Raw genomic sequence first — 25,786 nt, 5'->3', positions numbered from 1 at the left:
TAAAGAAATAATTCTCTAACACTACATTCAAGTGTTTCTATTCAGTCCAACTACAAAACTTTTTAGGTGTTGTATGGTTAAGCCTCACGGGCAATTAGTACAGGTTAGCTCAACGCCTCACAACGCTTACACACCCTGCCTATCAACGTTCTAGTCTCGAACAACCCTTTAGGACACTTAAAGTGCCAGGGAAGACTCATCTTAGGGCTCGCTTCCCGCTTAGATGCTTTCAGCGGTTATCGATTCCGAACTTAGCTACCGGGCAATGCCATTGGCATGACAACCCGAACACCAGAGGTTCGTCCACTCCGGTCCTCTCGTACTAGGAGCAGCCCCCTTCAATCTTCCAACGCCCACGGCAGATAGGGACCGAACTGTCTCACGACGTTCTAAACCCAGCTCGCGTACCACTTTAAATGGCGAACAGCCATACCCTTGGGACCGACTTCAGCCCCAGGATGTGATGAGCCGACATCGAGGTGCCAAACACCGCCGTCGATATGAACTCTTGGGCGGTATCAGCCTGTTATCCCCGGAGTACCTTTTATCCGTTGAGCGATGGCCCTTCCATTCAGAACCACCGGATCACTATGACCTGCTTTCGCACCTGCTCGAATTGTCATTCTCGCAGTCAAGCGGGCTTATGCCATTGCACTAACCTCACGATGTCCAACCGTGATTAGCCCACCTTCGTGCTCCTCCGTTACTCTTTGGGAGGAGACCGCCCCAGTCAAACTACCCACCAGGCACTGTCCTCACCCCAGATAATGGGGCTAAGTTAGAACATCAAGCATACAAGGGTGGTATTTCAAGGTTGACTCCACGCAATCTAGCGACTGCGCTTCAAAGTCTCCCACCTATCCTACACATGTAGGGTCAATGTTCAGTGCCAAGCTGTAGTAAAGGTTCACGGGGTCTTTCCGTCTAGCCGCGGGTACACTGCATCTTCACAGCGATTTCAATTTCACTGAGTCTCGGGTGGAGACAGCGTGGCCATCATTACGCCATTCGTGCAGGTCGGAACTTACCCGACAAGGAATTTCGCTACCTTAGGACCGTTATAGTTACGGCCGCCGTTTACCGGGGCTTCGATCAAGAGCTTCGACCGAAGTCTAACCCCATCAATTAACCTTCCGGCACCGGGCAGGCGTCACACCGTATACGTCATCTTACGATTTTGCACAGTGCTGTGTTTTTAATAAACAGTTGCAGCCACCTGGTATCTGCGACTCTCGGCAGCTTAGAGAGCAAGTCTCATCACCGCTAAGAGCGTACCTTCTCCCGAAGTTACGGTACCATTTTGCCTAGTTCCTTCACCCGAGTTCTCTCAAGCGCCTTGGTATTCTCTACCCGACCACCTGTGTCGGTTTGGGGTACGATTCCTTACAATCTGAAGCTTAGAGGCTTTTCCTGGAAGCATGGCATCAATGACTTCACACCCTTGGGTGCTCGACGTCGTGTCTCAGCCTAACAATTTCCCGGATTTACCTAAGAAATTAGCCTACGCACTTGAACCTGGACAACCATCGCCAGGCCCACCTAGCCTTCTCCGTCCCCCCATCGCAATTGTAAGAAGTACGGGAATATTAACCCGTTTCCCATCGACTACGCATTTCTGCCTCGCCTTAGGGGTCGACTTACCCTGCCCCGATTAACGTTGGACAGGAACCCTTGGTCTTCCGGCGAGGGAGTTTTTCACTCCCTTTATCGTTACTCATGTCAGCATTCGCACTTCTGATACCTCCAGCAGCCCTTACAGACCACCTTCAACGGCTTACAGAACGCTCCCCTACCCCGCATATTCGTAAGAATATGCGGCCGCAGCTTCGGTTTATAGCTTAGCCCCGTTACATCTTCCGCGCAGGCCGACTCGACTAGTGAGCTATTACGCTTTCTTTAAATGATGGCTGCTTCTAAGCCAACATCCTAGCTGTTTTAGCCTTCCCACATCGTTTCCCACTTAGCTATAATTTGGGACCTTAGCTGGCGGTCTGGGTTGTTTCCCTCTCCACGACGGACGTTAGCACCCGCCGTGTGTCTCCCGGATAGTACTTACTGGTATTCGGAGTTTGCAAAGGGTTGGTAAGTCGGGATGACCCCCTAGCCTTAACAGTGCTCTACCCCCAGTAGTATTCATCCGAGGCGCTACCTAAATAGCTTTCGGGGAGAACCAGCTATCTCCAGGTTTGATTGGCCTTTCACCCCTAGCCACAAGTCATCCGCTAATTTTTCAACATTAGTCGGTTCGGTCCTCCAGTTGATGTTACTCAACCTTCAACCTGCCCATGGCTAGATCACCTGGTTTCGGGTCTATACCTAGCAACTCGACGCCCAGTTAAGACTCGGTTTCCCTACGGCTCCCCTAGATGGTTAACCTTGCTACTAAATATAAGTCGCTGACCCATTATACAAAAGGTACGCAGTCACACCACGAAGGTGCTCCTACTGCTTGTACGTACACGGTTTCAGGTTCTATTTCACTCCCCTCACAGGGGTTCTTTTCGCCTTTCCCTCACGGTACTGGTTCACTATCGGTCAGTCAGTAGTATTTAGCCTTGGAGGATGGTCCCCCCATGTTCAGACAAGGTTTCACGTGCCCCGCCTTACTCGATTTCACTGATTATGAGGTGTTGGTTACGGGGCTATCACCCTGTATCGCCAAGCTTTCCAGCTTGTTCACCTGCCTCATCAAAAGCTTAAGGGCTAATCCGATTTCGCTCGCCGCTACTTTCAGAATCTCGGTTGATTTCTTCTCCTCGGGGTACTTAGATGTTTCAGTTCCCCCGGTTCGCCTCATTAACCTATGTATTCAGTTAATGATACATGCTTATGCATGTGGGTTTCCCCATTCGGAAATCCCAGACTCAAGTGGTTTTTACTACCTAATCTGGGCTTATCGCAAGTTAATACGTCCTTCATCGCCTCTGACTGCCAAGGCATTCGCCGTGTACGCTTATTCACTTAACCATACAACCCTAAAAAGTTTTAGTGTTGTATACCAAACAAATAAGATTTGTTTTTGATATTTAGAGGGTTAATCTAAATATCGATTGCCGGACTCAATAGATACATTAATTACTAAGTAATTAATGCCAAGACACTTAAATGTGTGTTTGTTTACTTATCTTAAAAGATAAGATTGAGAACTTTTGGTGAAATAATAAAAATTGAAATTTATTATTTCGTCAGCTTTCCAAATTGTTAAAGAGCAAAGAGTTTTTATTTTACAATAAAACACTTTTTAAAGACTTTCGGCGACAAAAATCCGAACCAAGAGTAAAAACCCCTAGTTTGGAATCCGTTTCCAAAAATACTTAAAGAGTGGTGGGCGATACCGGGCTCGAACCAGTGACCCCCTCCTTGTAAGGGAGGTGCTCTCCCAACTGAGCTAATCGCCCACAAATTTTCTTGCCTAAAGCAAGCATTCCCGTGGAAGGAATGGTGGGTCGTGCAGGATTCGAACCTGCGACCAATTGATTAAAAGTCAACTGCTCTACCAACTGAGCTAACGACCCATTTTTTTCAACTGCCTTATGGCAATCAAAAGAAATAGTGGTATCCCGTAGGGGAGTCGAACCCCTGTTACCGCCGTGAAAGGGCGGTGTCCTAGGCCTCTAGACGAACGGGACACTATGGATACCTTTCGGTGTGATGCTTGGGAGCATCAAATCTCTTTACTTATAAACCGTATCAATCTGTGTGAACACTCATCTATGCACATTTCGTATAAGGAGGTGATCCAGCCCCAGGTTCCCCTAGGGCTACCTTGTTACGACTTCACCCCAGTCATGAACCACAAAGTGGTAAGCGTCCTCCCGAAGGTTAAACTACCTACTTCTTTTGCAGCCCACTCCCATGGTGTGACGGGCGGTGTGTACAAGGCCCGGGAACGTATTCACCGTGGCATTCTGATCCACGATTACTAGCGATTCCGACTTCATGGAGTCGAGTTGCAGACTCCAATCCGGACTACGACGCACTTTTTGGGATTCGCTCACTTTCGCAAGTTGGCTGCCCTCTGTATGCGCCATTGTAGCACGTGTGTAGCCCTACTCGTAAGGGCCATGATGACTTGACGTCGTCCCCACCTTCCTCCGGTTTATCACCGGCAGTCTCCCTGGAGTTCCCACCATTACGTGCTGGCAAACAAGGATAAGGGTTGCGCTCGTTGCGGGACTTAACCCAACATTTCACAACACGAGCTGACGACAGCCATGCAGCACCTGTCTTACAGTTCCCGAAGGCACCAAAGCATCTCTGCTAAGTTCTGTAGATGTCAAGAGTAGGTAAGGTTCTTCGCGTTGCATCGAATTAAACCACATGCTCCACCGCTTGTGCGGGCCCCCGTCAATTCATTTGAGTTTTAATCTTGCGACCGTACTCCCCAGGCGGTCTACTTAACACGTTAGCTCCGAAAGCCACGGCTCAAGGCCACAACCTCCAAGTAGACATCGTTTACGGCGTGGACTACCAGGGTATCTAATCCTGTTTGCTCCCCACGCTTTCGCATCTGAGTGTCAGTATCTGTCCAGGGGGCCGCCTTCGCCACTGGTATTCCTTCAGATCTCTACGCATTTCACCGCTACACCTGAAATTCTACCCCCCTCTACAGTACTCTAGCCTGCCAGTTTCAAATGCAGTTCCGAGGTTGAGCCTCGGGCTTTCACATCTGACTTAACAAACCACCTGCATGCGCTTTACGCCCAGTAATTCCGATTAACGCTCGCACCCTCCGTATTACCGCGGCTGCTGGCACGGAGTTAGCCGGTGCTTCTTCTGTTGCTAACGTCAAGCAACGCAGTTATTAGCTACGCTACCTTCCTCACAACTGAAAGTACTTTACAACCCGAAGGCCTTCTTCATACACGCGGCATGGCTGCATCAGGCTTTCGCCCATTGTGCAATATTCCCCACTGCTGCCTCCCGTAGGAGTCTGGGCCGTGTCTCAGTCCCAGTGTGGCTGATCATCCTCTCAGACCAGCTAGGGATCGTCGCCTTGGTGAGCCATTACCTCACCAACTAGCTAATCCCACATAGGCATATCCTAACGCGCAAGGCCCGAAGGTCCCCTGCTTTGGCCCGAAGGCATTATGCGGTATTAGCTATCGTTTCCAATAGTTATCCCCCACATTAGGGCAATTTCCTATGCATTACTCACCCGTCCGCCGCTCGACGCCGAAGGTGCAAGCACCTTCTCGTTTCCGCTCGACTTGCATGTGTTAGGCCTGCCGCCAGCGTTCAATCTGAGCCATGATCAAACTCTTCAATTTAAGATTTTGTGTCTTTCGACAAGCTCAATGAATACTGACTTCAAAACTAATTCTTACCCGAAGATAAGATGTAATTCTAAAGCTATTATCTTTCCAACAGAAAGATAATGAATTGACTGTGCCAAGTTTCCTATATCGTAAAACGATAAAAAATCTCGATTTGGTCACTAGTTCATTGAAATTTTGACTCTTAGTAAACTAAGAAGTCTAATTGTACAATCAACGAGTGCCCACACAGATTGATAGGTTTAAATTGTTAAAGAGCTTAACTTTCAACGATTTAGCTTTCACTTTATCGTTTCGAGATGCGTATAATACGCTATTCACTTTGAAAGTCAACATAAAACTCTAAATAATTTTAATAAAGTTTTATGGTGACTTTTCCTTTACAGGAAAAGTGCAAATTAGAACCTGGCGATGTCCTACTCTCACATGGGGAAACCCCACACTACCATCGGCGCTATTACGTTTCACTTCTGAGTTCGGCATGGGATCAGGTGGGTCCATAATGCTATGGTCGCCAAGTAAATTCTTTAATTTAACGTTTCACGTTAAATAATAATTCGGAAAGCTGTTATTTTCTTTATAACATAAGCTATAAAAGATAAGGTTCTCACACTCATTTAAGCGCTTCTATTCAATCCAACTACAAAACTTTTTAGGTGTTGTATGGTTAAGCCTCACGGGCAATTAGTACAGGTTAGCTCAACGCCTCACAACGCTTACACACCCTGCCTATCAACGTTCTAGTCTCGAACAACCCTTTAGGACACTTAAAGTGCCAGGGAAGACTCATCTTAGGGCTCGCTTCCCGCTTAGATGCTTTCAGCGGTTATCGATTCCGAACTTAGCTACCGGGCAATGCCATTGGCATGACAACCCGAACACCAGAGGTTCGTCCACTCCGGTCCTCTCGTACTAGGAGCAGCCCCCTTCAATCTTCCAACGCCCACGGCAGATAGGGACCGAACTGTCTCACGACGTTCTAAACCCAGCTCGCGTACCACTTTAAATGGCGAACAGCCATACCCTTGGGACCGACTTCAGCCCCAGGATGTGATGAGCCGACATCGAGGTGCCAAACACCGCCGTCGATATGAACTCTTGGGCGGTATCAGCCTGTTATCCCCGGAGTACCTTTTATCCGTTGAGCGATGGCCCTTCCATTCAGAACCACCGGATCACTATGACCTGCTTTCGCACCTGCTCGAATTGTCATTCTCGCAGTCAAGCGGGCTTATGCCATTGCACTAACCTCACGATGTCCAACCGTGATTAGCCCACCTTCGTGCTCCTCCGTTACTCTTTGGGAGGAGACCGCCCCAGTCAAACTACCCACCAGGCACTGTCCTCACCCCAGATAATGGGGCTAAGTTAGAACATCAAGCATACAAGGGTGGTATTTCAAGGTTGACTCCACGCAATCTAGCGACTGCGCTTCAAAGTCTCCCACCTATCCTACACATGTAGGGTCAATGTTCAGTGCCAAGCTGTAGTAAAGGTTCACGGGGTCTTTCCGTCTAGCCGCGGGTACACTGCATCTTCACAGCGATTTCAATTTCACTGAGTCTCGGGTGGAGACAGCGTGGCCATCATTACGCCATTCGTGCAGGTCGGAACTTACCCGACAAGGAATTTCGCTACCTTAGGACCGTTATAGTTACGGCCGCCGTTTACCGGGGCTTCGATCAAGAGCTTCGACCGAAGTCTAACCCCATCAATTAACCTTCCGGCACCGGGCAGGCGTCACACCGTATACGTCATCTTACGATTTTGCACAGTGCTGTGTTTTTAATAAACAGTTGCAGCCACCTGGTATCTGCGACTCTCGGCAGCTTAGAGAGCAAGTCTCATTACCGCTAAGAGCGTACCTTCTCCCGAAGTTACGGTACCATTTTGCCTAGTTCCTTCACCCGAGTTCTCTCAAGCGCCTTGGTATTCTCTACCCGACCACCTGTGTCGGTTTGGGGTACGATTCCTTACAATCTGAAGCTTAGAGGCTTTTCCTGGAAGCATGGCATCAATGACTTCACACCCTTGGGTGCTCGACGTCGTGTCTCAGCCTAACAATTTCCCGGATTTACCTAAGAAATTAGCCTACGCACTTGAACCTGGACAACCATCGCCAGGCCCACCTAGCCTTCTCCGTCCCCCCATCGCAATTGTAAGAAGTACGGGAATATTAACCCGTTTCCCATCGACTACGCATTTCTGCCTCGCCTTAGGGGTCGACTTACCCTGCCCCGATTAACGTTGGACAGGAACCCTTGGTCTTCCGGCGAGGGAGTTTTTCACTCCCTTTATCGTTACTCATGTCAGCATTCGCACTTCTGATACCTCCAGCAGCCCTTACAGACCACCTTCAACGGCTTACAGAACGCTCCCCTACCCCGCATATTCGTAAGAATATGCAGCCGCAGCTTCGGTTTATAGCTTAGCCCCGTTACATCTTCCGCGCAGGCCGACTCGACTAGTGAGCTATTACGCTTTCTTTAAATGATGGCTGCTTCTAAGCCAACATCCTAGCTGTTTTAGCCTTCCCACATCGTTTCCCACTTAGCTATAATTTGGGACCTTAGCTGGCGGTCTGGGTTGTTTCCCTCTCCACGACGGACGTTAGCACCCGCCGTGTGTCTCCCGGATAGTACTTACTGGTATTCGGAGTTTGCAAAGGGTTGGTAAGTCGGGATGACCCCCTAGCCTTAACAGTGCTCTACCCCCAGTAGTATTCATCCGAGGCGCTACCTAAATAGCTTTCGGGGAGAACCAGCTATCTCCAGGTTTGATTGGCCTTTCACCCCTAGCCACAAGTCATCCGCTAATTTTTCAACATTAGTCGGTTCGGTCCTCCAGTTGATGTTACTCAACCTTCAACCTGCCCATGGCTAGATCACCTGGTTTCGGGTCTATACCTAGCAACTCGACGCCCAGTTAAGACTCGGTTTCCCTACGGCTCCCCTAGATGGTTAACCTTGCTACTAAATATAAGTCGCTGACCCATTATACAAAAGGTACGCAGTCACACCACGAAGGTGCTCCTACTGCTTGTACGTACACGGTTTCAGGTTCTATTTCACTCCCCTCACAGGGGTTCTTTTCGCCTTTCCCTCACGGTACTGGTTCACTATCGGTCAGTCAGTAGTATTTAGCCTTGGAGGATGGTCCCCCCATGTTCAGACAAGGTTTCACGTGCCCCGCCTTACTCGATTTCACTGATTATGAGGTGTTGGTTACGGGGCTATCACCCTGTATCGCCAAGCTTTCCAGCTTGTTCACCTGCCTCATCAAAAGCTTAAGGGCTAATCCGATTTCGCTCGCCGCTACTTTCAGAATCTCGGTTGATTTCTTCTCCTCGGGGTACTTAGATGTTTCAGTTCCCCCGGTTCGCCTCATTAACCTATGTATTCAGTTAATGATACATGCTTATGCATGTGGGTTTCCCCATTCGGAAATCCCAGACTCAAGTGGTTTTTACTACCTAATCTGGGCTTATCGCAAGTTAATACGTCCTTCATCGCCTCTGACTGCCAAGGCATTCGCCGTGTACGCTTAGTCACTTAACCATACAACCCTAAAAAGTTTTTTAGTTCGATTTGTTTGTTACTACGTCGTTAAGTCTAAAAATTGCTTGGTCACATAGATGAACTATGTTCCCGGCGACAATTTCTATCCTTGCCTTGTATTAACTGCCAAATCTATCTAAAAACACATCATAAGATTTACTGTATGTCAGCACACTAAGATTTGTTTTTGATATTTAGAGGGTTAATCTAAATATCGATTGCCGGACTCAATAGATACGTTTAATTACTTAGTAATTAAACGCCAAGACACTTAAATGTGTGTTTGTTTACTTATCTTAAAAGATAAGATTGAGAACTTTTGGTGAAATAATAAAAATTGAAATTTATTATTTCGTCAGCTTTCCAAATTGTTAAAGAGCAGATTTATCACAGTGTAATAAACCATTTTTAAATATACTTTGAAATACACTTAAAGATGGTATCCCGTAGGGGAGTCGAACCCCTGTTACCGCCGTGAAAGGGCGGTGTCCTAGGCCTCTAGACGAACGGGACACTATGGATACCTTTCGGTGTGATGCTTGGGAGCATCAAATCTCTTTACTTATAAACCGTATCAATCTGTGTGAACACTCATCTATGCACATTTCGTATAAGGAGGTGATCCAGCCCCAGGTTCCCCTAGGGCTACCTTGTTACGACTTCACCCCAGTCATGAACCACAAAGTGGTAAGCGTCCTCCCGAAGGTTAAACTACCTACTTCTTTTGCAGCCCACTCCCATGGTGTGACGGGCGGTGTGTACAAGGCCCGGGAACGTATTCACCGTGGCATTCTGATCCACGATTACTAGCGATTCCGACTTCATGGAGTCGAGTTGCAGACTCCAATCCGGACTACGACGCACTTTTTGGGATTCGCTCACTTTCGCAAGTTGGCTGCCCTCTGTATGCGCCATTGTAGCACGTGTGTAGCCCTACTCGTAAGGGCCATGATGACTTGACGTCGTCCCCACCTTCCTCCGGTTTATCACCGGCAGTCTCCCTGGAGTTCCCACCATTACGTGCTGGCAAACAAGGATAAGGGTTGCGCTCGTTGCGGGACTTAACCCAACATTTCACAACACGAGCTGACGACAGCCATGCAGCACCTGTCTTACAGTTCCCGAAGGCACCAAAGCATCTCTGCTAAGTTCTGTAGATGTCAAGAGTAGGTAAGGTTCTTCGCGTTGCATCGAATTAAACCACATGCTCCACCGCTTGTGCGGGCCCCCGTCAATTCATTTGAGTTTTAATCTTGCGACCGTACTCCCCAGGCGGTCTACTTAACGCGTTAGCTCCGAAAGCCACGGCTCAAGGCCACAACCTCCAAGTAGACATCGTTTACGGCGTGGACTACCAGGGTATCTAATCCTGTTTGCTCCCCACGCTTTCGCATCTGAGTGTCAGTATCTGTCCAGGGGGCCGCCTTCGCCACTGGTATTCCTTCAGATCTCTACGCATTTCACCGCTACACCTGAAATTCTACCCCCCTCTACAGTACTCTAGCCTGCCAGTTTCAAATGCAGTTCCGAGGTTGAGCCTCGGGCTTTCACATCTGACTTAACAAACCACCTGCATGCGCTTTACGCCCAGTAATTCCGATTAACGCTCGCACCCTCCGTATTACCGCGGCTGCTGGCACGGAGTTAGCCGGTGCTTCTTCTGTTGCTAACGTCAAGCAACGCAGTTATTAGCTACGCTACCTTCCTCACAACTGAAAGTACTTTACAACCCGAAGGCCTTCTTCATACACGCGGCATGGCTGCATCAGGCTTTCGCCCATTGTGCAATATTCCCCACTGCTGCCTCCCGTAGGAGTCTGGGCCGTGTCTCAGTCCCAGTGTGGCTGATCATCCTCTCAGACCAGCTAGGGATCGTCGCCTTGGTGAGCCATTACCTCACCAACTAGCTAATCCCACATAGGCATATCCTAACGCGCAAGGCCCGAAGGTCCCCTGCTTTGGCCCGAAGGCATTATGCGGTATTAGCTATCGTTTCCAATAGTTATCCCCCACATTAGGGCAATTTCCTATGCATTACTCACCCGTCCGCCGCTCGACGCCGAAGGTGCAAGCACCTTCTCGTTTCCGCTCGACTTGCATGTGTTAGGCCTGCCGCCAGCGTTCAATCTGAGCCATGATCAAACTCTTCAATTTAAGATTTTGTGTCTTTCGACAAGCTCAATGAATACTGACTTCAAAACTAATTCTTACCCGAAGATAAGATGTAATTCTAAAGCTATTATCTTTCCAACAGAAAGATAATGAATTGACTGTGCCAAGTTTCCTATATCGTAAAACGATAAGAAATCTCGATTTGGTCACTAGTTCATTGAAATTTTGACTCTTAGTAAACTAAGAAGTCTAATTGTACAATCAACGAGTGCCCACACAGATTGATAGGTCTATATTGTTAAAGAGCATCTTCTTAGCTTGCTTAACAGCTTGCCTTGAAGAGGTGCGCTATATTATAGATTTAAACTCAAGTGTCAAACACTTTTTTGAAGTTTTTCTATTTTTCTTTATAAAAGAAAGAAGCGACTTATTTAACTGATTTGCTCTGCTGCTTTGCTCTTAAAGCTAGGCGGCGTCTGCCGTGTCAGTGAGTGCGCATTATAGAGATCGAGATAACTTTGGCAAGCACTTTTTTAGTTTTTTTCATAAAAAAAGGGTTAAGCGCTCAATTTACGCTCAACCCTTTATTTGTACACTTTTAGTCTCAAGTTCTTTACATCTTATCCACAAAACGATGTTGATAACTTAGCAAAAATGATGATTTTACTAAATCCCTAGACCATCAATATGCTTATCATCATCTTCATGTAAACCACATTCACGCTTCAAACCAAAGAATCTTGTTTCTTCTGCGCTCATCCCTGCTTCAAGTTTCGCTGTCGTATGTGTATCACCTATCGAAACATAGCCTTCATTCTTTAATGGATGAAATGGTAATGCATGTTCTTCTAAATAAGACTCAACTTGCTCCTCTGTCCAATCAATAATAGGTAGAAATTTAAATACCCCATGTTGAATGGATAATATAGGTAAGTTTTCACGCGATTTTGATTGCTCGCGACGCAAACCAGAGAACCAAGTTCCAACATTTAACTCAGTTAAACCTCTTTTTAACGGCTCTACCTTATTCAAGCGGTTATATTGCGTGATACCTTCAACCCCTTGCTCCCATAATTGGCCATATTTAGCTTCTTGCCATGCAGGGCTATAAAGAGAGCGGTAAACTTTTAAATTAAGGTTTAAGCTTTGGGTTAACTCATCTATAAATTGATAGGTTTCTTTAAATAGATAACCTGTATCTGTCAATATCACTGGGATATTAGGGATCGCTTGATTCATTAGATGCAGCATCACGGCTGATTGAACACCAAAACTTGAAGAGACAGCAAAGCTTGGCTGCAAATTTTGTTTTGCCCAATTAATTCTTGCTTGCGTATCCATTTTCTCAAGCTCAACGTTTATTTCACCAAGCGCGATAGTTTGCATCACTTTGTTCTGATGACGTAAATCATCTAAATCAAAAGCTTTTTGTGTTGTATTAAGCATGAAAGTCTCTCCGTGAAACTTTAACCTCATCGATGATCCCAGCACGTATAGTGAAATCACCAAAGCATTCATCTGCTTCACGCTCTTTCGCCCAACGGCCAATTAACTCATCAAGTAAATTTAAGATTTCATCGACTTGGATATTCTCTTTATACATTTTAGGAATACGGGTACCTGCGCGATTGCCCCCTAAGTGTACGTTATAACGTCCCGGCGCTTTGCCTACTAAGCCCACTTCTGCAAGCATGGCGCGGCCACAACCATTCGGACAACCTGTCACGCGCAAAATAATATTGTCATCTTTATCTAAAGCATGTTTTTCAAGTAAGCCTTCAACATCGGTGACAAACTCAGGTAAAAAGCGTTCCGCTTCTGCCATCGCTAATGGGCATGTTGGGAACGCAACACATGCCATTGAATTTTCTCTTTGTTTGGATACCGCAGCATCAATAAGGCCATGCTTTACTGCGATCGCTTCAATTTGCTCTTTTTGCTCACTTGGTACTTTTGCAACAATAAGGTTTTGGTTCGCTGTCATGCGAAACTCACCTTTATGTACTTTAGCAATCTCAGCAACGCCAGTCTTTAATGCTTTATCTGGGTAATCTAACAAACGGCCATTTTCGATAAATAGACTCAAGTGCCATAAACCATCATAACCTTCAACCCAACCGATGCGATCACCACGCTCAGTTAAAGCATAAGCTTTGGACGCTGCAAACTTCACCCCAGCGCGCTTTTCAACTTCGGCTTTAAACACATCAATCCCAACACGATCTAACGTATATTTGGTTTTAGCATTTTTACGATTTGAGCGGTTCCCCCAATCACGTTGAGTGGTGACAACAGCTTCGGCAATAGCGAGCGTATCTTTCACTTCGATAAAACCAAAGTCATCAGCGCGACGCGGATAAGTGGATGTATCACCATGCGTCATTGCCAAACCACCGCCAACGAGTACATTGAAGCCAATAATTTCACCGTCATCGACAATTGCAATAAAGTTCAAATCGTTGGCATGTAGATCCACATCATTTTGTGGTGGCACCACAACTGTTGTTTTGAACTTACGCGGTAAATAGCTATCACCTAAGATTGGCTCTTTATCTGTGGTTTCAGTTTTTTCACCATCTAGCCAGATTTCAGCATAAGCACGTGTTTTTGGTAAAAGGTGCTCACTTATCTTGGTTGCCCAATCATAAGCATCTTGATGTACTTTTGACTCATAAGGGTTTGAAGTACACAAAACATTACGGTTCACATCACCAGCTGTCGCAATCGAGTCAATGCCGACTTGATTTAGCATTTGGTGCATGCCTTTAATGTTTGGCTTTAAAACCCCATGGAACTGAAACGTTTGACGTGTGGTTAAACGAATGCTGCCATATAAAGTTTTTTCTTTCGCAAACTTATCAATCGCAAGCCATTGATCTGGCGTGATCACCCCACCAGGCATACGTGCACGTAACATAACATTATGCAAAGGTTCTAATTTTTGCTTCGCGCGCTCTTGGCGAATGTCGCGGTCATCTTGCTGATACATGCCATGAAAACGGATCAACTGGAAGTTATCAGAAGTAAATCCACCTGTGATCTGATCTTGCAAATCTTCTGCGATAGTGCCGCGTAAATGTCGGCTTTCACTTTTTAGGCGCTCGTTATCTGATAGTGGGCCTAATTCTTGACCTAATACTGTTTGCGTTTTCATTAATATACATCCCTTTGATAACGTTTAGCTTTGCGCAATTCATTGACATATTCTGTGGCAGCTTCTTCTGAGAGTTTGCCTTGGCTTTGTGCGATATCGATTAATGCTTGATGCACATCTTTTGCCATATATTCTGCATCACCGCACACATATAGATAAGCGCCCTCTTCAAGCCATTGCCAAACCTGCGCAGCGTTTTCTAATAATCTATGCTGAACATACACTTTCTCTGCTTGATCGCGACTGAAAGCTAGATCTAGTTTGGTCAACAAACCGTCTTTTAAATACTTCTGCCATTCAACTTGATATAAGAAGTCTTGCGTAAAAGTGCGATCGCCAAAGAATAACCAGTTTTCACCTTGTGCATCGCGAGCTTCGCGCTCTTGCATAAAGGCTCTAAAAGGTGCAATACCTGTTCCAGGTCCAATCATGATCACTTTTGCGTTATCATCTTCTGGAAGTTTGAAGTGCGAGTTTTCTTCAACAAAAACTTTAACTTGCGCGCCTTCTTCTAAATTTGCTAAAAATCCAGACGCACCGCCAAAGCGTGTTTCATCATCTTTTTGATAACTGACAACGCCCAATGTTAAATGCACTTCTTCTTCAACTTCCGCTTGGCTTGATGCAATTGAGTATAAACGTGGCGTAAGCTTTCTTAGCATGCCAAGCAATTCATCTGTGCTCAGCTTGGTTTTCTTTTCTTTTAATACATCAATCACTTGAGTTTTATTCGCATAATCACGTAGCTTATCTCTATCTTCAACAAGCTTTTCAAGTTTCTTACTCTTAGACAGCTCAGCGTATTTCATCACTAATTGTGGATTTGCAGCTGTAATTTCAAAAGCTTCAACCAGTGCTTGATGAATAGTCAAAGCTTGACCTGAAACTTCAACGCGCTCATCTTCACTTAAACCAACTTGCTCCAAAATTTGACGTGCTAGATCTGGAGAGTTTTGATACCAAACGCCAAGTGCATCACCTGGCTTATAATGTAAACCTGAATCACTGAGATCGATTTCAACATGACGCACATCTTTATCTGAATCACGACCTGTGATTTTTTGATTCGTCACCAGCTCAGCAAGGTATGGGTTTTGCTTGGTATAAGTTGATGCAGCAGCGCTTGATTGCACTGGCAGAGAAACAACTTGTGCATTGGCATCTTGTTTAAAGTCATCTTCTAAAAGTTTTAAAGCAGACTGGGTAAAAGATTGCGCAGCGTCGTCATAATCCACATCACAATCGACTCGCTCTAAAAATGCGGTTGCACCAAGTTTTGATAAATATGCATCAAAGTCCTTACCTGTTTGGCAGAAGAACTCATAGCTCGAGTCACCAAGAGCAAGCACGGCATATTTTAAGTTTGGTAGTTTTGGCGCTTTTTTCGATTGTAAGAACTCATGCAAGGCAATCGCATTGTCAGGTGCTTCACCTTCACCATTGGTTGAAGCAACGATGATCACATGGGTTTCTTTGGCAAGTTGTTTGCCTTTGTAATCCGCGGCATCAACAACTTTAGCAGTAATGCCTAAGCTATTTGCCTCGTCACGAATTTTACCCGCAAGCGCTTTGGCATTGCCGGTTTGTGAGGCAAAAATAATTGTGAGGGTTGCACTTGGTTGGTTAGAAACAGCTGTTAACGCTGCATTGGCTGGAGCCGATTGTTGGCTCATTCCCCAAAAATAACCACTGACCCATGCAAGCTGCGATGGGTTAAGCTCTGAGATGGCTTGTTGAAGCTGACCAATTTGTTGATCGCTTAGTGGGCTAGCAAGCGCCGATAAATCCTTTAATAGCATGATAAAACTTCCGCTGAGAAACATGCTCTAAGATTAACCAGTCTTGGCTATAATAAAAAATAATAGATAAGTATGCTTTATAACTTTTAGAGTTAAGGGAATTGAAAGAAGTTAGGAAGTTGTCACTTTTTCAGAGAAAGAGTTTACTTATTGACGATGCGGACATGATCAAAGCCTATATCTAAGGCAGACCGAGAAGCAGTTTCAAAATCATTATAATGTTGCTCACGACCGACTTCATCCGTGAGAAGCTTTAGTCCTCCTTCACAATCGCGACATTCGACAATCCAAGCACTACCATCTGGCGCGGACTCAACCAAGGCTTCGATTAATTGTTTTCTTTGATATAAAAGACGCAGCTCATCTATCGTCATTATCTTATCCTCAAATTTACTCTCATACTCAAAAGCATTGGAGTTGCAGCAAGGCAACAAGGTGATGAGACCCTAGGAGCATATAAGAATATGTGACTAGGGCGAATCAGCGTAGTTAACGAAGTTGCAGCTTCAAAGATGAAGAGTATATTTAATAAGCATGGGCTGATATTTGAGATACGTCTAGTTTTTAAGCTAAAAATTGTAAGCTAAGGCGCGTTATACATCTAGCTCAGCAGGAATTTTTGCCAATGCTGTTTGGACCACCTCAAGACCTGCGCCTTGTTTATGTGCATTTTCACTAATATAGCGACGCCATTGACGTGCGCCCGGCATGGCTTGGAACAAACCTAGCATGTGGCGTGTGATATGCCCAAGGTAAGCACCTTGCGTTAATTGCTGCTCGATATACGGATACATTTCCTCAACGATAGCGCGACGCTTTTTCACAGGATCCGTTGAGCCAAAGATTTCTTGATCAATTGATGCGAGTAAATAAGGGTTTTGATAGGCTTCACGCCCAACCATCACGCCATCTAAATGCTCAAGGTGAGTTTTAATTTCTTCAATGGTTTTGATACCGCCATTCACTGCAATATCCAAATGTGGGAAATCTTTTTTGATTTGATATGCGCGCGGATAATCTAATGGCGGGATCTCACGGTTCTCTTTTGGACTTAAACCGCTCAACCAAGCTTTACGCGCATGGATAGTAAAGTGCTCAGCGCCACCTTTCTCATGCACAATCGAAATAAAGTCAGTTAAAAACTCATACGAGTCTTGCTCATCAATCCCGATACGGGTTTTAACTGTGACTGGAATATCGACCACTTCACGCATAGCTGAAATGCAATCTGCCACCAGCTGCGGCTCCCCCATCAGGCAAGCACCAAACATTCCGTTTTGAACGCGATCCGATGGGCAACCTACATTTAAGTTAATTTCATCATAACCACGTTCGGCTGCGAGCTTTGCACAAGTTGCGAGATCTTGTGGGTTTGAACCACCAAGTTGCAGCGCTAGTGGATGCTCTTCTTGGTTATATGCTAGGAAATCACCTTTACCGTGAATAATCGCGCCAGTGGTTACCATTTCTGTATATAACAGAGTGTTTTTGGTCATCAGGCGATGAAAATAACGACAATGACGATCTGTCCAATCCAACATCGGCGCAATGGAAAAGCGACTACTAGTATATTGATTCACGAAAACACCATTTAATGAAGTTTAATTTTAAAGTAAAGCCAAAATAAAGAATTAAATTTCAATTGGCATTTTAAGATTGATCATTATAGCAGTAAATATCAGCTCTAAAAATACCCAATATAAATTGAAAGCGTTTTAACTATGCATTAGAGCGAACAACAATGTTTAACCAAGTATCACTTCTATCACTACGCTTATCCTTAGTTAACCATTGCTTTGTTACTTCAAATCTACCCAATTGTTGAATGAAAGAATCTAAGCGCTCTTCATTCATATCGGTAAATAAACGTCCGTCTTTCTCTCTCTGTCCTATTCCATATTTGAAAGACATATACCAAACACCATTTACTTTAAGTGATCGAGAAAGAGTGCTTAATGTATCAAGTAGATCCTTCTCTGAGACATGTAACAAAGATGCACAGGTCCAAATGCCATCATAACGATTGACGACGTTTACTTGATTAAAACGCTTCAATTCAACATTAATACCTGTCACTAACTTGGCTCGTTTTACCATTTCACTTGAGGCGTCAAATGCTTCAACCTTAAATCCTTTGTTTAAAAAGGCTTTGCTATCTCGACCTGAACCACAACCAGCATCGAGAATGAGCGCTTTGGGTGGTAATAAATCAACAAATTCTTTATACAATTCTTCCATATCTACATCGATTGTATTCTCAAAAAAGCTAGTTGCATTATCTTGATAGTATTGAATCGTCATTAGAAATTAATAACTCCTTTGATTATTGGATGCCATTCATGGAGAAGTTGTTGCTTAGCAAGATTATAGTTATCTTGCAGGAAACTGGCGCGCTGCTGCTTTGTTCGGCCCGTTTGTTGGATTAACGTTTCTCTTAAAGGTAGATGACTATTAATAAAGTATTCATTTCGCTTGTGTAGTTTTTCAAGCAATTGAATATTTGGCACTTTAGCAAATTTTCCATTCTCACCACGATTACAATCACTACAGGCAAGAACCAAGTTCCACACACCATTTATATTAGCTATGGTGCCATGAAGTAGCCAAGGAAAGAAGTGATCTACATCAGCTAAATCATCTGAATGCTTTTCGATGCTAATATACTGATGACAATAAAAACAGTGACCTTTTTGATATCCATTCAAACTATCACGGCAACTCGTTATATTTACTCTACGAACATGACCCTTAGAATAAAGGGTATCCAGACTACTATCATATTCAACTGCAATTAAGCTTCGCGAAACTCCCATTTCCCAACCCTTCTCAACCAATCTCCAACGAGCTTCTGTCTCATTTTCAAAGCTTTCAAATTGTTGACTCTCTGTCAATGAGAAGAAATTTTCGGTTAAACGAATACTTTTATTCTGCCTTCTTTCATCAAGAAAAAAGCGCTTTTCTATCTCTTGAGTATTTACAATATGAAAAGCATCAATAACGTTATTAAAACCAAGCTTGATGGTTGTAGCGATTAACGTATCTTTACTTAGTTTTCCTTCATTGTAGTCAATACAAGCCGTCATAAACTTGCTCGATTTGGAGGTGATTTGTTTGGGACTATGCCTCAAATGCTCACATAGATGCCGACTAAAAGGTTCTGCGAGCTCTTCTAGCTGAATAAGATCATTTTCAGATTTCTGGAGTTCATAAAGGGATTTAGCTAATGCAAACTTATAAGAGGCAACATTTCTCCCAAATAGAATAATCGATCGCCAATAATTTTCTAATGAAGGATCTACTTGGTAAAACTCCATGCTCACTCCTAACGCTGCATATAAGTGTAAGAATACGTTTTATCAATATCATGATATAAAGTCACTTCTAAATTGATAATAGTCAAATCTACCAAGCTATTTGGATTAAATAAATTAATTCACCCATTCACTGCAAGTCATGCTTTCGCTATTCCCATTTTCATACCAAGCTTGTATCCTTAACATATTCCAATATTTAGATAGGCATTCATTGTGGATCAAAAAACAAAACAGAAAATCATTAACTTGTGTCAAAGTCGTCAGATCCGACTCACTAAGCAAAGAATGCATATTTTTGAATTGATTTGGAATCATAAAGGCGCAGTAACGGCGTATGAGCTCTTAGATATGTTGAAAAAGACTGAGCCGCAAGCCAAGCCCCCAACTGTTTATCGTGCGCTTGATTTTTTACTCGCACAGGGTTTTATTCATCGCGTGGAGTCAAATAATAGCTTTATCTGCTGTTCATCCTTTGATGAGGATAAGCATTTTTCGCATTTGTTGATTTGTGAAGAGTGTGGCGAGGTGACGGAAATCCAAGATCAAGCACTGCTGGATCTTTTAAATCAGCATATTCAGGATAAGAATTTTGCGCTAACAAGCCATGTGATTGAAACCCATGGGCGTTGCACGCGTTGTCAGTAACTGGATGACGTCTGCTTTGATTATGAATAATTAGCTTGAGGGTATGTGTATCAGCGCAGCAAAGTTTTCGAGGCACATGGATGTGCCGAGTGAGCGACCATGGATGGCTGCGAGCGACTTTGCGTAGTCGATATACATACCCTTAAGCTAGAAGTAACCCAAATATCTGTTTATCTAATCAATTCAACCCGATAAACATGATATATTGAAAATTAAGCTTGCAACGCTTTAAATGCGTTAATCAAACCATTGGTTGAACTATCGTGAGAATCAACCGCTTTATCATCCGCAAGCTCAGGCAAGATACGGTTTGCAAGTTGCTTACCAAGTTCAACGCCCCACTGATCGAACGTAAAGATATTCCAAATCACGCCTTGCACAAAGATTTTGTGCTCATACATAGCAATCAAACTACCTAGCGTTTCAGGGGTGATCTTCTTCACCAAGATAGAGTTAGTTGGACGGTTGCCTTCAAAGACTTTAAATGGAACCAAGTCTTTTACTTCATCCAATGTCTTACCTGCTGCAATAAACTCAGCTTCCACTTCTTCTTTTGACTTACCAAACGCAAGCGCTTGAGTTTGCGCGAAGAAGTTAGACATTAGTTTTTGATGGTGATCAGAAACAGGGTTATGCGTTAATGCTGGCGCAATAAAATCACAAGGAATAAGTTTTGTGCCTTGGTGGATCAACTGATAAAACGCATGTTGACCATTTGTGCCTGGTTCACCCCAGATGATAGGACCTGTTTGATAATCCACAGCATCGCCATTGCGATCAACAAACTTACCATTTGATTCCATATTCCCTTGTTGGAAATACGCAGCAAAACGGTGCATATATTGATCATAAGGTAAGATAGCTTCTGACTCTGCTCCATGGAAGTTGTTATACCAAATACCGATAAGCGCCAAGATCACTGGGATATTGTTTTCAAACTCAGTTGAAGTGAAGTGCTTGTCCATTTGATGTGCGCCATCAAGAAGAGCCACATAGTTGTCAAAGCCAACAGACAGAGCGATAGATAGGCCGATTGCAGACCAAAGAGAATAACGACCACCGACCCAATCCCAGAACTCAAACATGTTGTCAGTATCGATACCAAATTCAGAAACAGCCGTTGCATTGGTTGAAAGCGCTGCAAAGTGTTTTGCAACATGCGCTTCATCTTGCGCAGCGTTTAGGAACCAATCACGTGCACTGTGTGCGTTTGTCATTGTTTCTTGAGTAGTAAATGTTTTTGAAGCTACAAGGAACAATGTCGTTTCAGGATTCACGGCTTTTAGTGTTTCAGCAATGTGGGTGCCATCTACGTTCGATACAAAGTGCATGTTTAAGTGGTTTTTATAAGGTTTTAGCGCCTCAGTAACCATGAAAGGACCTAGGTCAGAACCACCGATACCAATGTTTACAACGTCAGTAATGGCTTTGCCAGTGTAACCTTTCCACTCACCAGAGATAACGCGTTTAGTAAAGCTTTCCATTTTAGCCAGAACAGCGTTCACTTCAGGCATCACATCTTTGCCATCAACCATAACAGGTGTGTTTGAGCGATTACGTAGCGCCGTATGTAGCACTGCGCGACCTTCCGTTTGGTTAATTTTCTCACCGCTAAACATTGAAGCAATTGCTTCTTTAACTTGTGTTTGCTCTGCAAGTTCAAATAGCTTTGATAATGTTTCAGTTGTGATCAGGTTTTTTGAGTAATCAACTAAGATATCACCAAATTGCGCTGAAAATGTCTCAAAACGTTGGCTATCTGCTGCGAAAAGATCACTGATTTTCATGTCTTTATTTGCATCGAAATGTGCACTTAGTGCTTTCCACGCAGCGGTTTGAGTTGGATTAGTTGTGTTTAACATTGCGTTATACCCTTAAGTTGAGTGAGAACTGATAAAACAAATTACTATTAGTAGACTCTTTAAGCATAAATTTTTCAAGTCAAAATAATAAAATTCTTAACTAGTTGCTAGTTTCCTGAGCTTTATCAAGTATGTATTTTCAGCTTTACAATAAAAAGAAAGCCTTGAGCACAATTTCTACTCAAGGCTTTAAATGTTTCAAAATGAATCTCTTAGATATAAAGAGAGTAATTCTTTAGAAAGTTTGGTTCACCATTACGCGGAACATGCTGTCTTCTTGGCCCCAAGCCATTTCAGTACGAATAACCACACCCTCGATTTGGAAGCGTACACCACCGCCGGCGCTCCATTTCATATCTTCATGCAGCTCAGAAAGATCATAATCATCTGCAACGCGACCAACATCAGCAAATAAAGTCCATTGCCACCAAGGAATGTTGTACCAATTAAAGATAGGCCAGTCACCAAGTGGTTGCCATTCAGGTTTGACGCGATACTCTGCGCTATAGTGAATGGCCGCATTACCAGTATAACGCGCCGTCGCATAACTACGTAAATGATATAAACCACCTAAACGCATACCAGCATATTCAGGTGCTTGGTGACAGGTACCATCATCACACTCACCTGCATTTGGACTCACACCGGTATAGAAATCAAAGGCAAAGACTTGTTGGTTAAAAATACCATCCCAAGCGCCAAGATCCCAATAATGGCTATTTTGTAGCTCGACCGTCTGCCATGAATCCACATCCCCTTGCTCAGGTGCATACGTATAGCTCAGCAAAGAGTAAGAACCTTCACTTGGGTTACGGGTGTCGTTACGGTTATCCCACTCAAGCCCAAGCGTCATGCCCCAAGTGTCATCGAGATCGCTATCGCGCACATCACTCAAGTCGCGCTTTTTATAAAAAGGTTGGAATTCGATGCTCGTCACACCACTTTCCCAAGGCGTATGTCCTGTCACTTCACGCTCTGGCGTATAATAAGCACTAGCACCATCACTGCCTGCAGCAAGTGGTAAGACATATTTCAAACGCATTCGATAACGCGTTTCCATGCCATCGACTTCAATGCTGTCATTTTCATCTGAGTCATTATCTGTGGCTTCGCCAGTGTAATAATCATACTCAACAAAACGTCCTTGATAACCATCTAAATACCATAACCAGCGATCACCGATTTGGTAGTTATTGGCTGAGAAATAATAAGCATAAGAGTGTTTATTGGAAACAAATGCGGCGCCCAATAAAGAGGCTTGAGGTTGACCAACACCACGAAACAGCGCTCCGACACCACCAGCAAAGCCTATGCTATCGGTGCCAAAAATAAATGGCACAGTAACATTCTTTTTATACGCAGGATCATTGGTGATATCTATATCACCTGGAGACTTTGCAGCATAAGAAAGATGAGAAACAAGTAAACTCGATACAGCTAGACTTGCAAGGCTTAAAGATAAAAAAGGTTGATTCAATTTCAAAAGGTAATTCTCGTAAGTTCTAGCTAGATTGGTAACAAATGACAACACGGCTAGTCAATTGCGTGACAAGTTCATAGGCAATAGTGCCGACGTGTGCAGCGACAGTTTCAACAGGTAGGTTATGCCCCCAGAGTTCAACTAAGTCACCGACTTGATCTTGGCTCTCTGGGCCTAAATCAATGCATAGCATATCCATAGATACACGCCCTGAAATCTTCGCATTACGGCCATTGATCCAAACAGGTGTGCCATTTGGCGCGCTGCGTGGATAACCGTCGGCATAGCCAATCGCAACCACACCGACATAAGTATCTTGCTTGGGCGCCCAAGTTGCGCCATAACCCACACTCTCCCCTGCTTTGACTTTTTTTACAGAAATTAAGTGCGAATTTAAAGTCATCACAGGTTTAAAACCTAGGTCTGTACCGGTTTTATCATCAAATGGGGAAATACCATACATAATGATGCCTGGCCTCACCCAATCTAAATGCGATTCTGGCCAAGCGAGGATCCCTGCGGAGGCAGCAATACTGCGACACTCAGATGGATCGGTAACAGAGGCTAAGCAGTCAAGTTGCTGCTGCGTCAAAGGACTTGCTTTATCATCGGCGCACGCAAAGTGGCTAATATAGTGAATAGGGCTACTGACATTGTCAGAGTCATTTAATCTTTGCTTGAAATCGGCAAAATCCTCAACCGATACCCCAAGACGATGCATGCCTGTATCTAGCTTGAGCCAGACCTTTAGTGATTGCTTTAAATTTGCAGACTCAAGTGCTTCAAGCTGCATGGGGCAATGCACGACGGTCTCAAGGTTGTATTTAACCAAAAGCTCAAGATCTTGTGGCGCATAAAAGCCTTCAAGTAAGACGATCGGTAGTTCTACCCCTGACTCACGCAAAGCAATCGCCTCTTCAAGACGAGCAACCCCAAAGCCACTCACACTGTGTCCATCATCTAAGTGTTCAATTGCTTGGGCAACTTTTAATGCCCCATGTCCATAAGCATTCGCTTTGATAATTGCGAGTAATTTGCTTTCTGGGGCGATTTTTTTAATTAAAGTTATATTGTCTAACAAGGCATCCAGATGAATAAAAGCCGTTGTTGCAGTCAAGGGAGACTGGTCTTTATTTAAGGTCATTGACTATCCATGTAATTTTTAATTATTCATCATCAAAGGCTGGGCCGGCATAATTATCAAAGCGCGAGAACTGTCCTTGGAAGGTTAAGCGCACTGAGCCTATTGGGCCATTACGTTGCTTACCTATAATGATCTCGGCAATCCCTTTAAGGTCACTCTCAGGGTGATACACTTCATCACGATAAATAAACATAATTAAATCCGCATCCTGCTCGATCGCACCGGATTCACGTAAGTCTGAGTTAATCGGGCGCTTATCGGCGCGCTGCTCCAATGAGCGGTTAAGCTGAGATAGAGCAACAACAGGAACTTGCAATTCTTTAGCAAGTGCTTTGAGTGAGCGCGAAATCTCTGAGATCTCAAGGGTACGGTTATCTTGCATGCCCGGCACACGCATCAGCTGCAAGTAATCGACCATAATCATGCTTAAGCCACCGGTTTCACGTGCGACACGACGTGCGCGCGAACGTAAGTCAGTCGGCGTTAAGCCTGAACTATCATCAATATAAATATTTTTCTTTTGCATCAAGATCCCCATCGTCGAGGAGATCCTTGCCCAGTCTTCATCATCGAGTTGACCGGTACGAATTTTGGTTTGATCAACGCGAGAAAGTGAGGCAAGCATACGCATCATCAGCTGTTCTGAAGGCATCTCAAGTGAGAAAATCAGCACAGGTTTATCACTATCCATGGCGGCGTTTTCACATAAGTTCATCGCAAAGGTTGTTTTACCCATAGATGGACGCGCTGCGACGATGATAAGATCCGATGGTTGTAAACCTGCAGTTTTTTTATTCAGATCATCAAATCCAGTTGAAACACCTGTCACACCATCTTGCGGCGTTTGGTATAAATATTCAATCCTCTCAATGGTTTTTTCGAGAATATTATCGATTCCTTTTGGGCCTTCGTTTTCATTGGTGCGCTCTTCGGCAATCTTAAAGACTTTGCTTTCTGCCATATCTAAAAGGTCAGCAGAACTACGCCCTTGAGGATCATAACCTGCATCAGCAATTTCATTCGCAATTCCAATCAGGTTACGCACCATAGCGCGCTCACACACAATATCGGCATAAGCATTAATGTTCGCGGCACTCGGGGTATTTTTAGCGAGATCAGCAAGATAAGCAAAACCACCAACCGATTCAAGTTCTTCTCTTTGCTCTAAATATTCAGAAAGAATGACGAGATCAAGTGCTTGGTTATCTTCTAAAAGCCTTTTGATGGCTGCAAAAATAATACGATGCGGACGGCTATAAAAATCACTTTCAATGACTTTACTTGAAATATCATCCCAACGTTCATTTGCAAGTAACAAGCCACCTAAAACAGCTTGCTCTGCATCGAGCGAATGTGGCGGGACTTTTAAACCTTCGGTTTGAGCATCCGTTCTTTTACGATTAAATTGTTCGGCCATGGTTTCAACTTTTCACTTTTGATGTA

12 protein-coding genes, 4 tRNA genes and 5 rRNA genes are annotated in these 25,786 nt (G+C 44.2%); 1 reads left to right on the top strand and 20 read right to left on the bottom strand.

Annotated features, from left to right (window positions below; genetic code table 11):
- Positions 1 to 73: 73 nt before the first annotated feature.
- The 16 genes from AC2VOY_RS08410 to AC2VOY_RS08335 form a co-directional block, all read right to left on the bottom strand.
- Positions 74 to 2,967, bottom strand: a 23S ribosomal RNA gene (locus AC2VOY_RS08410).
- A 355-nt stretch (positions 2,968 to 3,322) separates the two neighbouring features.
- Positions 3,323 to 3,398 (bottom strand) — tRNA-Val (locus AC2VOY_RS08405).
- 41 nt (positions 3,399 to 3,439) lie between these two features.
- Positions 3,440 to 3,515, bottom strand: a tRNA-Lys gene (locus AC2VOY_RS08400).
- A 38-nt stretch (positions 3,516 to 3,553) separates the two neighbouring features.
- A tRNA-Glu gene (locus AC2VOY_RS08395) sits at positions 3,554 to 3,629 on the bottom strand.
- A gap of 98 nt (positions 3,630 to 3,727) precedes the next feature.
- Positions 3,728 to 5,270: ribosomal RNA gene (locus AC2VOY_RS08390) — 16S ribosomal RNA — on the bottom strand.
- 409 nt (positions 5,271 to 5,679) lie between these two features.
- Positions 5,680 to 5,795 (bottom strand): 5S ribosomal RNA (gene rrf / locus AC2VOY_RS08385).
- A gap of 144 nt (positions 5,796 to 5,939) precedes the next feature.
- Positions 5,940 to 8,833: ribosomal RNA gene (locus AC2VOY_RS08380) — 23S ribosomal RNA — on the bottom strand.
- Between the two features lie 437 nt (positions 8,834 to 9,270).
- Positions 9,271 to 9,346, bottom strand: a tRNA-Glu gene (locus AC2VOY_RS08375).
- Between the two features lie 98 nt (positions 9,347 to 9,444).
- Positions 9,445 to 10,987 (bottom strand): 16S ribosomal RNA (locus AC2VOY_RS08370).
- Together the 16S, 23S and 5S rRNA genes with 4 tRNA genes alongside form the textbook arrangement of a ribosomal RNA operon.
- 624 nt (positions 10,988 to 11,611) lie before the next feature.
- Positions 11,612 to 12,391 carry a phosphoadenylyl-sulfate reductase gene (locus tag AC2VOY_RS08365; RefSeq protein ID WP_491830869.1) on the bottom strand — a complete coding sequence of 260 codons (780 nt, stop codon included), beginning with the start codon at positions 12,389 to 12,391 and terminating at the stop codon, positions 11,612 to 11,614.
- Positions 12,384 to 14,099: an assimilatory sulfite reductase (NADPH) hemoprotein subunit gene (gene cysI / locus AC2VOY_RS08360; RefSeq protein ID WP_491830868.1), complete on the bottom strand. Its 1,716-nt coding sequence runs from the start codon at positions 14,097 to 14,099 to the stop codon at positions 12,384 to 12,386. Before cysI ends, AC2VOY_RS08365 begins: the two co-directional genes overlap by 8 nt.
- Positions 14,099 to 15,898, bottom strand: a complete 1,800-nt coding sequence (locus AC2VOY_RS08355) for an assimilatory sulfite reductase (NADPH) flavoprotein subunit (protein ID WP_491830867.1) — start codon at positions 15,896 to 15,898, stop codon at positions 14,099 to 14,101. The genes cysI and AC2VOY_RS08355 overlap by 1 nt, the downstream gene beginning before the upstream one ends.
- Before the next feature lie 143 nt (positions 15,899 to 16,041).
- Positions 16,042 to 16,272 (bottom strand): thymidylate kinase, encoded by a 231-nt coding sequence (locus tag AC2VOY_RS08350; protein WP_491830866.1) that lies wholly within the window; start codon positions 16,270 to 16,272, stop codon positions 16,042 to 16,044.
- A 219-nt stretch (positions 16,273 to 16,491) separates the two neighbouring features.
- On the bottom strand, positions 16,492 to 17,478 hold the full coding sequence (gene dusA / locus AC2VOY_RS08345; RefSeq protein ID WP_491830865.1) for a tRNA dihydrouridine(20/20a) synthase DusA: 987 nt from the start codon (positions 17,476 to 17,478) through the stop codon (positions 16,492 to 16,494).
- Positions 17,479 to 17,617: 139 nt separating this feature from the next.
- Positions 17,618 to 18,199 carry a class I SAM-dependent methyltransferase gene (locus AC2VOY_RS08340; protein WP_491830864.1) on the bottom strand — a complete coding sequence of 194 codons (582 nt, stop codon included), beginning with the start codon at positions 18,197 to 18,199 and terminating at the stop codon, positions 17,618 to 17,620.
- On the bottom strand, positions 18,199 to 19,212 hold the full coding sequence (locus AC2VOY_RS08335; RefSeq protein WP_491830863.1) for an HNH endonuclease family protein: 1,014 nt from the start codon (positions 19,210 to 19,212) through the stop codon (positions 18,199 to 18,201). The genes AC2VOY_RS08340 and AC2VOY_RS08335 overlap by 1 nt, the downstream gene beginning before the upstream one ends.
- Before the next feature lie 213 nt (positions 19,213 to 19,425).
- Here AC2VOY_RS08335 and zur point away from each other — a divergent pair, with 213 nt between their 5' ends.
- A complete protein-coding gene (zur, locus tag AC2VOY_RS08330; protein ID WP_491830862.1) occupies positions 19,426 to 19,857 on the top strand; it encodes a zinc uptake transcriptional repressor Zur in 432 nt (143 codons plus the stop codon).
- A gap of 212 nt (positions 19,858 to 20,069) precedes the next feature.
- Here the strand turns inward: zur and pgi are convergent, their stop codons facing one another.
- The 4 genes from pgi to AC2VOY_RS08310 form a co-directional block, all read right to left on the bottom strand.
- Positions 20,070 to 21,719 carry a glucose-6-phosphate isomerase gene (gene pgi / locus AC2VOY_RS08325; protein ID WP_491830861.1) on the bottom strand — a complete coding sequence of 550 codons (1,650 nt, stop codon included), beginning with the start codon at positions 21,717 to 21,719 and terminating at the stop codon, positions 20,070 to 20,072.
- A gap of 235 nt (positions 21,720 to 21,954) precedes the next feature.
- Positions 21,955 to 23,202, bottom strand: a complete 1,248-nt coding sequence (locus AC2VOY_RS08320; RefSeq protein ID WP_491830860.1) for a BamA/TamA family outer membrane protein — start codon at positions 23,200 to 23,202, stop codon at positions 21,955 to 21,957.
- 19 nt (positions 23,203 to 23,221) lie between these two features.
- Complete coding sequence (gene alr / locus AC2VOY_RS08315; protein WP_491833055.1) at positions 23,222 to 24,316, bottom strand: alanine racemase; 1,095 nt, start codon at positions 24,314 to 24,316, stop codon at positions 23,222 to 23,224.
- Between the two features lie 49 nt (positions 24,317 to 24,365).
- Positions 24,366 to 25,760 (bottom strand): replicative DNA helicase, encoded by a 1,395-nt coding sequence (locus tag AC2VOY_RS08310; RefSeq protein ID WP_491830859.1) that lies wholly within the window; start codon positions 25,758 to 25,760, stop codon positions 24,366 to 24,368.
- Positions 25,761 to 25,786: the final 26 nt, after the last annotated feature.

This window comes from Vibrio sp. KMM 9700 (assembly GCF_058545285.1).
The sequence above is the reverse complement of the archived record's forward strand: the minus strand, read 5'-3'. Positions and strand labels throughout refer to the sequence as shown.